Here is a 12,369-nt window from a genome sequence, read left to right as displayed (position 1 = left end):
TTCGTACAAATAGAATAGCGGCCCGATGATTTCGAATTACATCTCGACTCAGGATTTCGGGCCGGGATCCACCCAAATCAGTTCGCCGTCAGGCGCTGCGCGGCGGCGGCGATGCGCTCGTCGGTCGCCGTCAATGCGATCCTGACATACTCGCCACTGCCCGGTCCGTAGAAGTCACCCGGTGCGGCGAGGATACCGCGCTCGGCCAGCCAGGCCAGGGTGCTGCGGCACGGCTCACCCCTGGTGGACCACAGATACAGGCCCGCCTCAGAGTGAGCGATGCGGAACCCGGCGTCCTGCAAGGCCTTTCGCAGCACCTCGCGACGCGCACGGTAGCGCTCACGTTGCACTGCCTCGTGGGCGTCGTCACCGAGTGCGGCGATCATGGCCGCCTGAATCGGGAACGGCACCATCATGCCGGAATGCTTGCGCACCTCCAGCAATTCAGCGACGAGTTCCGCATCGCCCGCGACGAATCCGGCGCGGTAGCTGGCCAGATTCGAGGTCTTCGACAGCGAATGCACCGCGAGCAGACCTGCGTGGTCGCCGTCGCAAACCTCGGGGTCGAGGATCGACACGGCCCGCCCCTCCCAGGCCAGGCCGAGGTAGCACTCGTCGGAGGCCACGATCGCGCCGCGCTCACGCGCGAACTGCACCACCTTGCGCAGATGCTCGACGCCGAGCACCTTCCCGGTCGGGTTCGACGGGGAATTCACATAGATAAGGGCAGGCGATTGCGGACCCAGCTGGGTCAGGCCATCCGCTCGCACCACTTCGGTACCGGCCAGCAGCGCGCCCACCTCATAGGTCGGGTACGCGACCTCCGGGATGACGACCAGATCGTTCGCGCCGAGCCCGAGCAGCCGCGGCAGTCCGGCGATCAACTCCTTGGTGCCGATCACCGGCAGCACCGCGGCCGGGTCGATTCCGGTGATCCCGTAGCGCCGCTTCAGCGCGTCGACCGCCGCGCCCCGCAGTTCGGACGTGCCGTGCGTGGTCGGATAACCGGGCACCTGCGCGACCGAACTCAGTGCGGCGCGGATCACCGGGTCCACCGGATCGACCGGGGTGCCGACCGACAGGTCGACGATCCCGTCCGGATGCGCGGCGGCCTTCGCCTTCACCGCCGCGATGGTATCCCAGGGGAAATCCGGCAGCAGCGCGCTGACCGGTGCTCGACGGCGACGCGGTGACACAGAACTCACTCGGTACCCATTACCCCTTCGCTCGCCAACAGCGAATCACTCATTCAGTCGCCATCGGCGGCAGCTCTTTGATGAACGGCGGGTCGTAATCCACCCTGCCGACCTTCGTCGCGCCGCCGGGCGAACCCAGCTCGTCGAAGAAGTCGACATTGGCGTTCACGTAGCCGCTCCACTGGTCCGGGGTGTCGTCTTCGTAGAAGATCGCCTCCACCGGGCACACGGGCTCACATGCACCACAGTCCACGCACTCGTCGGGATGGATGTACAGCATGCGACCACCCTCGTAGATGCAATCCACGGGGCATTCTTCGATGCATGCCTTGTCCTTCACGTCAACGCACGGTTCAGCGATGATGTACGGCACTGCCGCTCTCCTAGTCTGTCCTCACGGGGATACTCCGCCCAGCGTCACACTATCCCGGCAGCCAACGTTACTCCGGGGCAGCCTGCCCTAACCAACTTCGCCCCGTCTGCCACTCGCTGGATATGAAATATCCCTGGCATCCGCGCCTTTGCGAATACTCCGAGCACGACGACCGGGAACCTGGTATCGACTAGCCCACCGTCAGTGGCAGCGCCGCGGAGATCTTCCGTGGTGGCACCCCGTAAGTGGTGGTCCGTTCGCGCACCGGACGGCCGATGCCCTCGGCGATCTCGGTGAGTTCCGCGACGGTCTTGGCGGAACCGTGTTGTGATCCGGCCATGCGGGAGATGGTCTCCTCCATCAAGGTACCGCCCAGATCGTTGGCACCGCCGTTGAGCATCATGCGGGTGCCCGCCGTGCCGAGTTTCACCCAGCTGGTCTGAATGTTATCGATGCGGCCGTGCAACATGATCCGCGCGAGGGCGTGCGCCGCACGATTGTCCCGGATCGTAGGACCCGGTCGCGCCGCACCCGCGAGGTACAGCGGTGCGCTCTGGTGCACGAACGGCAGCAAGACGAATTCGGTGAAACCGCCTGTCTCGTCTTGGATTCCGCGCAGCACCCGCAGATGTCCGACCCAGTGCTTCGGATTGTCGACGTGGCCGTACATCATCGTGGAACTCGAACGCACGCCGACCTGATGTGCGGTGGTGATCACCTCGACCCATGCGGAGGTCGGCAGTTTGCCCTTGGTGAGCACCCAGCGCACCTCGTCGTCGAGGATTTCCGCGGCCGTACCGGGAATCGTGTCCAGCCCGGCTTCCTTCAGCGCGACCAGCCAGTCGCGAATGCTCTGCCCGCCACGGGACGCGCCGTTCACGATCTCCATCGGGCTGAACGCGTGCACATGCATCGATGGCACCCGCTGTTTGATCGCGCGCACCAGATCGGCGTAGCCGGTGACCGGGAGGTCCGGATCGATACCGCCCTGCATGCAGATTTCGGTCGCACCGTCGACATGCGCCTCCCAGGCGCGGTCGGCGACCTCGTCCATGCTCAGGGTGAAGGCGTCGGCATCCCCCTTGCGCTGGGCGAATGCGCAGAAGCGGCAGCCGGTGTAGCAGATATTGGTGAAGTTGATATTCCGGTTCACCACGTAGGTGACATCGTCGCCGTTGACGTCGCGGCGCAGCTGGTCGGCGAGTGCGGCCACCGCGTCCAGCGCTGGTCCCTCGGCCGTTGCCAGCGCCAGGTACTCGGCGTCGGTGAGCCCGGCCGGATCGTTTTCGGCGGCGCGCAGTGCAACGAGTACATCGGAATCCAGTCGCTCGGGTGCCGCGACGGCGAGGTCACGAGCCTGTTCGCGAATGGTGTCCCAGTCGCCGAAGGCCCCGACGACATCCTGGCCGAGTGCGGAATCGCTGCGGCTCTCGGTATTTCGGCCTTCGGTGTCGATCGAGGTGTTGAGGTCGACACGACCCGCGGATTCCCACGACTCGTCCGGTTCCTGCCAGGGCAGGCCGACCGGGAGCGCATCCGGATTCGCCAGACCGGTCTTCGCATCGGTGAGTGCGGCGACATGTGCGCCGATGCGCGGATCGACCCACGGGTTGCCCGCGCGCACGTATTTCGGGTGCGCCGAGGTGCGTTCGACGAGTTGGTAGCCCGCGGCCTCGGTGATTTCGCGCAGCGTATCGAGGTTCGGCCAGGGCCGTTCCGGATTCACGTGGTCGGGGGTGACCGGCGAGACGCCGCCCCAGTCATCGATGCCGGCATCGATCAGTGCCTGGCATTCCTCGTGCGACACCAGGTTCGGCGGCGCCTGCACCGGAACGTCGGGGCCGAGCAGCAGCCGGGTGACCGCGATGGTGGCCCGGAACTCCTCCATACCGGCGTCGGGGACATCGCGCATCGCGGTGTCGTCCTTGGCGCGGAAGTTCTGGATGATCACTTCCTGGATATGCCCGAATGCCTTGTGCTGCTTGCGAATCGCCATGATCGACTCGGCGCGCTCGGTCAGCGTTTCGCCGATACCGACCAGAATGCCGGTGGTGTACGGCACCGAAAGCCGGCCGGCGTCGGTGATGGCGCGCAACCGCACTGCCGGATCCTTGTCCGGACTTCCGTAGTGGCAGTTGCCCTTTTCGGTGAACAGGCGGGTGGCGGTGGTCTCGAGCATCATGCCCATGGACTGCGCCACCGGTTTGAGCCGCGAGATTTCCTCCCAGCTCATGACGCCCGGATTCAGATGCGGCAGCAGACCGGTCTCCTCGAGCACCATGATCGAGACGGCGCGCAGGTAGTCCAGCGTGGAGTCGTAGCCACGTTCGTCGAGCCACTGCGCGGCCTCCGGCCAGCGGTCCTCGGGCCGGTCACCGAGGGTGAACAGGGCCTCTTTACAGCCGAGTTCGGCACCGCGACGCGCGATTTCCAGCACTTCGTCGGGCTCGAGGAACATGCCCTTGCCCTCGGCGCGCAACTTGCCCGGCACTGTGACGAAGGTGCAGTAGTGGCATTTGTCGCGGCAGAGCTTGGTCAGCGGGACGAAGACATTGCGGGAATAGCTGATGGTCTTCGGCCGACCCGCCGATTCCAGTCCGGCATCGCGCACCCGGGCAGCGCTGCGACACAGATCGACGAGGTCGTCACCGCGTGCGTGCAGCAGTACGGTCGCCTCGTCCACATTCAGTGTCACACCGTCACGGGCCCGCCGCAGCGCACGGCGCATAGCCGACGGCGTTGGCGGTGCGGGCGGGACGCTCGGGGTCGCTAGCTCGGTCACGCCCTCGATCATGCGCTACACATCCTGAGCTGTCTCCCTCCAGTGCTTGTGAGGGGTGATAACTGTGCGGTCTCACCCAGTATTCCGGTACGTCCTGGCGAATTATTCCCGTGCAGGTAGGTGGGTCGGGGCCGACGAAGGAGACGCCCGCGCCGTGACGTGGAACCATGGCAAGCATGTCGCAGCCGCGCACGATCATGGCCGATCCGGCCTGGCGTCCGAGCACCAAGGCCAAGCTCTTGTGGACGATTCAGGCCGCGGTCGGCTGGGTGATTCCCATCGTGGCGCTGATCTTGTGGGTTGTGGTCGATTCCGAGCATCTCGGCGCGCAACTGGTGGTCTTCGCGGTGGCGCTCGTACTCGCGGCGGTGAGCATCGGGGTGGTGCCGCTGTGGCGGTTCGCGGTGCATCGGTGGGAGGTGACCGATGAGGCGGTGTACACCCGGGTCGGGTGGTTGACGGTGGAGAGCCGGGTGGCGCCCATCTCCCGGGTGCAGACCGTCGATACCGAGCGCGGGCCGCTGGAGCGATTCCTCGGGCTGGCGACGGTCACCGTCACGACGGCGTCCTCGGCCGGCGCGGTGCGGATCTCCGCGCTCGATCTGCCGGTCGCCGAACAGACCGTCACGCGGTTGACCGAGATCGCCGCGTTGCACCGCGGGGATGCGACGTGAGTTCGGATGAGGCCGATCTCACGCCGGAGACGGAGCAGCCGTGGTTGCGGTTGGACAAGCGAATGTTGTTGGTACACCCCGTCAACGAGGTCGTGCGGTTCATTCCGGTGCTGATCGGGTCGGTGATCCTCGGCACCAATACCGGTAATCCGGTCTGGGGGCTCGTCGCATTGGCAGTGATTGTCGGCTTCGCGCTGACACGCTGGTTCACCACTACCTATCGGGTCGGGCCGACAGACGTCGAGCTGCGGACCGGGTTGATTCAGCGCAAGAAGCTGTCGGTACCGCGGTCGCGGATCCGGTCGGTCGATATCGAAGCCGACCTATTGCATCGGGTGCTGCGGCTCGCGGTGTTGGCGATCGGGACCGGGCAGCGCGCGGATTCGGGTGAGAAGTTCAAGCTCGACGCGTTGGCTGCGGATGTGGTGCCGGAGTTGCGGACGGCGCTGCTCGCCCATACCGCCGTTTCACCGGAATCTATTGCTGGACAACAGTTTCCCGACCTACGGAAAGACCGGCCGGTGTCCGGGAACGCCCGGGAGATCGGTCATTGGCGAGCGAGCTGGGTGCGTTATGCGCCGCTGTCGCTGACCGGTTTCGCGATCATCGCACCCGTTGTCGGTTTGGCATTTCAGTACGGGTTCGACCAGATCGTGGCCAGTTCGGACGCGGTGCACAGCGTCGAGGACGGTAGCACGGCGCGTATCGCCGTCGCCATCGCACTGCTGGTCGTCGCGATCGTGGTGATCGTCAGCCTCGCGGCCTGCGCACGTTATCTGACAACGTATTTCGGGCTGCGGGTGCTCGATGACGACCGCACATTGCAGCTGCGCCACGGACTGTTCACGACCAGACAGATCACGTTGGATCTGGCTCGTTTCCGCGGTGCGACCGTCAACGAGCCGCTGCTGCTCCGCATGGCCGGTGCCGCCGAACTCGAAGCCATCATGACCGGCCAGAGCCCGCGCCGGAAAATCCTGCCCCAGGCGCCGCGCTCCGCCATCGAACGCACCCTCGCGGAATTGCTCGTACCCCGAGGTGCCCGACGTCCCGGTGCCACGAATGAAATCGCACGGGCCGGCGATGCGGTGGGCCCAGTACCGCAACAGGAGCCGACCGGCCCGCCGCGCGCGACGGTGAGCACCGCACCGCTGATCGCGCACGGTCCGGTCGCGCGCCGCCGGCGGTATACCCGCGCGCTTAGCCCGATCGCGCTCCTCGCGGTCGCGATGCTCTGCTTTTGCCTTGCCGGGGAGCACTTTTCACCATGGTGGTGGCTGCTGCCCGCACTCCTGGCCGTGGTCGCCGCCGCGTTGGCCGCCGACCGTTACCGCGGCCTCGGCCACGCGGTGCTGCCCGCCACCGACACCAGTCCGGCCTGGCTCATCACCCGCTCCGGCTCGCTCGACCGCGACCGCGACTGTCTCGAGTCCCCTGGCATCATCGGTTGGACTGTCCGCCAATCCTTTTGGCAGCGCCGCTCCGGCATCGCCACCGTAGTTGCCGCCACCGCAGCCGGTAAGAAGCGCTACCTCGTGATCGACATTCCACTCGAACAAGCCTTGGACCTGATCGAATCGGCCACACCCGGCCGCCTCGGTCGCCGCTGATAGCGCACGGGCCGACTGAGGCTCCTGCGCCCCGGGAGGCGCACCGGTCCCAGGCGACCTGGCCAGCACCGGTCGGGCTCTCGCCGAACGAGTTCACGTAGCTTCTGCGAGGCGCTCATCGGCTTTACGGCACCCGGCCGGGACCGCGCCTGAGTCAGCTTGCGGCCGGGCGGGATCGGCTCGGGTCGGTGAGGAGGTCGCGGAGTGCGGTGGCCACCTGCGCCCGATCGGAGCCAACGCGAGCAGCCGCAGCACCGGGCGCAGCAGCTGAAGAATTCGGAGCTCGTCGCCGTCCGGGGCCAGATCGACCACGACAACCTCGCTGACCCGACCGGACAGCTCGGCGAGTCCGAGCGTGCGCCTAAGTGTCTGAGACCGTTCGCTCCGAGAATAGAGCGCCACCGCACCGATCCGACTCGCGCGGTGTCGCTGACCGATTGCTGATGCCGCGCCGAGTTCAATGGTGAACGTGGTCGAGACCCCGGTATCACCGACGCGGGAGTTGCCCATCGCCGATCGCCGCGTGCGGCGGATGCAGCGGGGCGACAAATATCGACTGACCGCGATCGGTGGTTTGGCGGCGTTATCGCTGGATGCGCTGTCCAGTGTGGCATACGGTCCCGAGGCGATCGTGCTGGTTCTTGTCGCGGCGGGCGCCGCGGCGGTGTCGTGGACACTGCCGGTGTCGCTGGCGATCGCGGCACTGTTGCTGGTATTGGTGCTGTCGTATCGGCAGGTTATCGCCGTGCATCCGGATGGCGGCGGATCCTATGCGGTGGCGAAGAAGGATCTCGGGCGCTGTGCCAGTCTGCTCGCCGCGGCGAGTCTGGTGGTGGACTATGTGCTGACCGTCGCGGTGAGTCTCGCGGCCGGCGCGGCCGGTCTGGCCAGCGCCTTTCCGGTGCTGGCCGATCATCTGCTGCTGATCACGCTGAGCGGATTGGCGTTGCTCACCGTGATCAATCTGATCGGGGTGGCCGAATCGGCGAAAGTGCTGATGGGGCCGACACTTCTGTTCATCATCGCGATTCTCGCGGTGATCGTGGTCGGACTGTTCCGCGCGACACCGGTCGCGGTGATCGGTGCCGATCTGGGGCCGATCGTGCCGTACGACACCGTCGGAATTCTGTTGCTGCTCAAGGCATTTTCGGCCGGATGCTCGGCATTGACCGGGGTCGAGGCGATCGCCAATGCCGTGCCGTCGTTCCGGTCGCCCGCGGTGCGGCGGGCCCAGCACACCGAGGTCGCGCTCGGTTTGCTGCTGTGCACGATGCTGCTCGGTTTGGCGCTGCTCATCCGTCGCCATCACGCGGTGCCGCGCGGCGATGTCACCCTGCTCGCGCAATTGTCCGCGGCGGCATTCGGGACCGGGTGGCCGTTCTACGTGAGCAGTCTGGCCGTCACGCTGGCGCTGTGCCTGGCCGCGAATACCAGCTTCGGCGGACTGCCGGTGTTGCTGTCTCTGCTGGCGAAGGATCATCGGGTCGCCCACTTGTTCGCGCTGCGATCCGAACGCCCGGTGTTTCGCTATGGCGTTGCGGCTCTTGCCATTCTGGCCGCCACCGTGTTGCTGATCGTGCATGCCGAAACCCACCGCGTGCTACCGGTTTACGCGGTCGGCGTCTTCATCGGGTTCACCATCAGCCAGACCGGGCTGGTGCGGCACTGGCGCGAGCAACGTGGAGCCGGTTGGATTCCGCGCGCCATCCTCAACGGCTTCGGCGCGCTGCTCACCGCCGTCGCCGCCGTGGTGCTGCTCATCGAGAAGTTCAACGAAGGCGCGTGGCTACTGCTGATCATCGTGCCCGCGTTGATAACCCTGTTCGCCCGCACCGAAAACTACTACCGCAGCGTCGCCGACCAACTCAGCCTCGGCCGAATCCCCTTCCTCCCACCGCAATCCCCGGATCGACAACCGATGCTCATCGTGGTTCCAGTCGTCGCGGTCAGCGAGGTCACCGCCCGTGCCCTGCGCACGGCCCAGGCCTTCGACGGCGAAATCGTCGCCGTCGCAGCCGAAATCGACCACGCCGCTACTCGCCGACTCAGCGCCCAGTGGAAGCAGTGGGATCCAGGGGTCCCCCTCACCGTCCTCCCGAGCCCGCACCGCAGTCTCATCACCACGCTCGTCGGCTACGTCCGCGCCCGAACCCGAACCGGCCGCCAAGTCACCGTTCTCCTGGCCCAGGTAGAAGCCGCCCACTGGTACCACCGTCCACTGCACAACCCGCGCGGCCCCGTCCTGGCCGCCACCCTCCGCGCCCGCACCGACGCCGTTATCGCCAGCCTGGCCGTTCGCCTCGACTGAGTCCACGTTGCGCCCGTAGGCCGGATCCCCGATAGCGACAACAGGACTCAGCGGGTGCTGAACAATCCCGCGTTCGATCGGATGTAGATGTAGAGCAGCGGCGGGACCAATCCGCAGAACAAGAGCAGCAGGGTGCGCCAGTCACTGCCCAGCATGATGTCGCCGCCGGGGCCGGTTACGGAGCAGGTCAGGAAGCCGAGGGTCCAGGCGGCTACGGGGAGGAACATCGCGCTCACGCGGTGGGTGATGGAGCGGACTCCCATCACCAGGAGGACGTTCACCACACCGGCCAGCACTGCGGACAGGGGGAAGGCGACGGTGTTGATATAGGTGGGGAGGTAGAGGACCTCGAGGGCGAGAGTGATCAGAGCGTCCAGGACCAGGACGGCGATGATTACCGGCCCCAAGGGCAGAGTGTCACGGGCGCCGTAGGTGCGGTCCGGAGCCTTGTCGAAACCGACCCTCACGCGACCGGCGGGAAACCGAGGAGGGTGAGCAGGTGGCTCTGCATATCGATGAACGCGTACAGCACCGACATGTAGAGGTCGTGCTGTTGCTGCGCGCCAGGGCGCAGGCTGTCCACGAAGGCAGCGATGGCGTTCTGCAGATCCCAGTTGTACATGATCGGAGTCTAAGCCGAAATCACTCGCCTTCGATGGGAATGTTTGGGACGACCGGGAATTCTCCGGTATAGCCCTACACATCGATTGTCCGAAATCACAAAGACGGTACCCGCCGCCGAAAACAGCAACGACAGCAACCCTGAGGCAACGATCAGGAATTACAGGCCCGCGAACAAGTCGTGCTCACGCCCGTCGGCCCCGACCGGACCCCGTGTACCGCGGACCAAGATGAAGTGCTCCTCCGGAAGTACCGGCTGCGCAACACTATTGGACAGCGCGAACTCGCGCCCCGACGGCGCGACCGTCACCTGCGTGGCATGCGCCCGCAATGCCGCCCGCTTGGCGGCCAGCGAATCGGATACATCGATGGTGGTCGTCACCGTATGACTCGGCACGCTCGCGAGTTCTCCCGCAGCGGGCAACCGCCAGCCGCGCGGCAGTGCGCCGGGCAGCCCCTCCACGGTCCGCCGCGCCAGCGCCTCGGTGTGCAGGCGCAACATATCGGCGTCGGTGACCGTCCAATAGAACTTCGGGGTGTCCCAGCCCTGCTCGGCCGCCGCGGTCACTGCCGCCGAAGTGACCCAGTGCGCCCGAATATGGTCCGGATGCCCGTAACCGCCACGCGGGTCATAGCCGATCACCACCTCGGGCCGCAGTTCCAGCACGATCGCGGTCAGCGCCTCCACCGCAGCGGCACCGGAATGCACGAAGGCCCGCGGATTCTCCGCCGCCGCCGTGCCCGCCATACCGGAGTCGCGCCAGCAGCCCGCACCGCCGAGGAACCGCGGCGGTCCGGCCTTCAGCGCGGTCAGCGCCTTGCTGAGCTCCGCGATCCGGTAGCCGCCCAACTGATCGGCCTGCTCGGCGGCCAGCTGTGCCCATTCGTCGCCGATCACCTCACCCTCTTCACCGAGGGTGCAGGTCACCACCGTCACCGGCACGCCGCAGCTGCGGTAGTGCGCGATGGTGCCCCCGGTGCTGATGGACTCGTCGTCCGGATGGGCGTGCACAAGCAGCAGTCCACCGGTCATGGGATCCTGCGCCACATCGCCGCATCACCGAAGATGCCGACCTGAATGGCACCGTTCAACGACGCACCGTCCACGCGTGGGCCGGATGCGGCGACCACATTGTCCTGCACGATCGGCAGCACCGTCGCCGATGCCCACAGCCGCGGCTCGGCATCGGCCAGCGCCCGGCCGACCTCGACACCGCGCAACGATTCGTCAATGGCGGGCTGAAGTCCGGGATCGCAGATGCCGGACAAATTGCTCGGCGCCTTCTTGGCCGCCTCGATGGCGGTCTGCGAATCCCCGTTGGCGGCACCGGTATCCACCGGCGGGCAGCCGTAACGCGATGCGAGCACGGTGGCCGGATCCGAACCGGCGACCTCCCAGCCGACGATGGCGTCCACGCCGCTCTCGGTGAGCTCCTTGCCGTAGAGGATATCGGCCGCGAGACTGCGCACGCTGGCATCGATTCCGGCGCTGCGCAATTGGTCCGCTGCGGTATTGGCGACGGCGAGCGCGGTGGCGTCACCGGTTACCGCGCCGATCCGAATCGCAAGTGCCTTACCGTTTTTCGCGACCGAACGGGGCTGCGGTGCCGGTGAGGTCGGCGACTGCACCGGCGGCGTCTCCGGCGCCCGACCGTAACCGGCCTCAGCCAGCAGTGCGAACGCCTCCTCGGCGGGCGGTCGCGGCGGCGCGGTCGGTGCGTATCCGGGATCCGACGGTGTCAGGATCTGCGCGCGCACCGGCTCGACCCAGCCGCCGGTCTGCCCGGCGACGGTGGCCAGCAGCGTCGGATCGATCAGCGCGGTCACCCCGCGCCGCACCCGCGGATCGCTGAGATCGCCACTGCGCCCATTGATCACGAACTGCAGCTCACGCGACTGCGGCATGATCACGGTGCGCACCGACGGGATCGCCGCCAGCTGCGCCTGGGTGGCGACACCGCCGTGCACCAGCGCCATCTGCGCGTCACCGGTGCGCAGCGAATCGGCCAGCTGCGCGGGAGTTCCGCCGCGGCGCAACAGAATCTGATCCGGAGCCGCGGGCGTACCCCAATACCGATCGTTGCGTTCGAGCAGGATCTCGTCGCGTCCACGGTCGGTCGATTTGATCCGGAAGTTGCCGCCCGACACCTGAACTCCCTCGACCAGACCGGTGGCGAAACCGCCGGGCTGGTCTTTGATCAGATGCGAGGGCAGCAGATTCGTGAACAGCTCACGCCAGGCCGGATACGGCTCGGTCATCGTGACGGTGACCGTCTTGCCGCCGCCGGAGGAGCTGATATCGCCAATGTGCCGATAACCCGCCGGATCGACGACACCCGGCTGGGTGATCATCTGCTGCCACAGGAACCGGAAGTCCTCCGCCGCGATCGGCGCGCCATCGGACCAGTTCGCCTGGTTGCGCAGCGTATAGGTGATGGTGAACGGCTCCTGCGCGGTCACCTCGGCCGAGACCACCAGCGCCGTGTCCGGCACCCATTCGGTGGCCCCGGGCACGCCGGGATGCGGCACCGGCCGGAACGGGCTCGGCAACACCATCGAACTCACCGCGGCGGTAGCCGGTGACTGATCGGAACGCAGGTGCGGATTGAACCCGATGCCGATGTCGTCGATGGCCACCACGACGGTGTTCTTGCCGGGCTTGGCCGGTGTCGTCTTCGGGCTGTCGGTGCTCTCGATCGGTGGTGGCGGATTCGCGGTGCAGCCGGCGAGCACCATGGAGGAGGCCGCCATCATGATCAGCAACGCGCGTCGTATAGCCCCCGAGCTCACGTGCCGCACTCTACT

Annotated in this window: 10 protein-coding genes; 3 read left to right on the top strand and 7 right to left on the bottom strand. The window is 66.7% G+C overall.

Annotated features, from left to right (window positions below):
- Positions 1 to 77: 77 nt before the first annotated feature.
- The 3 genes from dapC to ACQPXH_RS07105 form a co-directional block, all read right to left on the bottom strand.
- Positions 78 to 1,196, bottom strand: a complete 1,119-nt coding sequence (dapC, locus tag ACQPXH_RS07115; RefSeq protein ID WP_433603347.1) for a succinyldiaminopimelate transaminase — start codon at positions 1,194 to 1,196, stop codon at positions 78 to 80.
- Positions 1,197 to 1,245: 49 nt separating this feature from the next.
- Positions 1,246 to 1,569: a ferredoxin gene (gene fdxA / locus ACQPXH_RS07110; RefSeq protein WP_433601505.1), complete on the bottom strand. Its 324-nt coding sequence runs from the start codon at positions 1,567 to 1,569 to the stop codon at positions 1,246 to 1,248.
- A 190-nt stretch (positions 1,570 to 1,759) separates the two neighbouring features.
- The gene (locus ACQPXH_RS07105) at positions 1,760 to 4,363 is read right to left on the bottom strand and encodes a bifunctional FO biosynthesis protein CofGH (RefSeq protein WP_433601504.1); all 2,604 of its coding nucleotides are present in this window, start codon (positions 4,361 to 4,363) and stop codon (positions 1,760 to 1,762) included.
- 164 nt (positions 4,364 to 4,527) lie between these two features.
- Here ACQPXH_RS07105 and ACQPXH_RS07100 point away from each other — a divergent pair, with 164 nt between their 5' ends.
- The 3 genes from ACQPXH_RS07100 (at position 4,528) to ACQPXH_RS07090 (ending at position 8,943) form a co-directional block, all read left to right on the top strand.
- Positions 4,528 to 5,025: a PH domain-containing protein gene (locus tag ACQPXH_RS07100; RefSeq protein ID WP_433601503.1), complete on the top strand. Its 498-nt coding sequence runs from the start codon at positions 4,528 to 4,530 to the stop codon at positions 5,023 to 5,025.
- Between the two features lie 62 nt (positions 5,026 to 5,087).
- Positions 5,088 to 6,635 carry a PH domain-containing protein gene (locus ACQPXH_RS07095; protein WP_433603346.1) on the top strand — a complete coding sequence of 516 codons (1,548 nt, stop codon included), beginning with the start codon at positions 5,088 to 5,090 and terminating at the stop codon, positions 6,633 to 6,635.
- 469 nt (positions 6,636 to 7,104) lie between these two features.
- Positions 7,105 to 8,943 carry an APC family permease gene (locus ACQPXH_RS07090; protein ID WP_433603345.1) on the top strand — a complete coding sequence of 613 codons (1,839 nt, stop codon included), beginning with the start codon at positions 7,105 to 7,107 and terminating at the stop codon, positions 8,941 to 8,943.
- A gap of 47 nt (positions 8,944 to 8,990) precedes the next feature.
- On the opposite strand, the gene ACQPXH_RS07085 is transcribed toward ACQPXH_RS07090, so the two are convergent.
- From ACQPXH_RS07085 to ACQPXH_RS07070, 4 genes are all read right to left on the bottom strand, one after another.
- Positions 8,991 to 9,410, bottom strand: a complete 420-nt coding sequence (locus ACQPXH_RS07085; RefSeq protein ID WP_433601502.1) for a hypothetical protein — start codon at positions 9,408 to 9,410, stop codon at positions 8,991 to 8,993.
- Positions 9,407 to 9,565, bottom strand: coding sequence for a hypothetical protein (locus ACQPXH_RS07080; protein WP_433601501.1), 159 nt, complete (start codon positions 9,563 to 9,565; stop codon positions 9,407 to 9,409). The genes ACQPXH_RS07085 and ACQPXH_RS07080 overlap by 4 nt, the downstream gene beginning before the upstream one ends.
- A 159-nt stretch (positions 9,566 to 9,724) precedes the next feature.
- Entirely contained in the window at positions 9,725 to 10,597 is an 873-nt protein-coding gene (gene mshB / locus ACQPXH_RS07075; RefSeq protein WP_433603344.1) for an N-acetyl-1-D-myo-inositol-2-amino-2-deoxy-alpha-D-glucopyranoside deacetylase, read from the bottom strand.
- Positions 10,594 to 12,363, bottom strand: coding sequence for an ABC transporter family substrate-binding protein (locus tag ACQPXH_RS07070; RefSeq protein ID WP_433601500.1), 1,770 nt, complete (start codon positions 12,361 to 12,363; stop codon positions 10,594 to 10,596). Before ACQPXH_RS07070 ends, mshB begins: the two co-directional genes overlap by 4 nt.
- Positions 12,364 to 12,369: the final 6 nt, after the last annotated feature.

The sequence above is a fragment of the Nocardia sp. CA-135953 genome (genome assembly GCF_050955735.1).
In the GTDB taxonomy this organism is placed as follows: domain Bacteria; phylum Actinomycetota; class Actinomycetes; order Mycobacteriales; family Mycobacteriaceae; genus Nocardia.
Note: the sequence above shows the minus strand (reverse complement) of the source record. Positions and strands in the feature narration are given on the sequence as shown.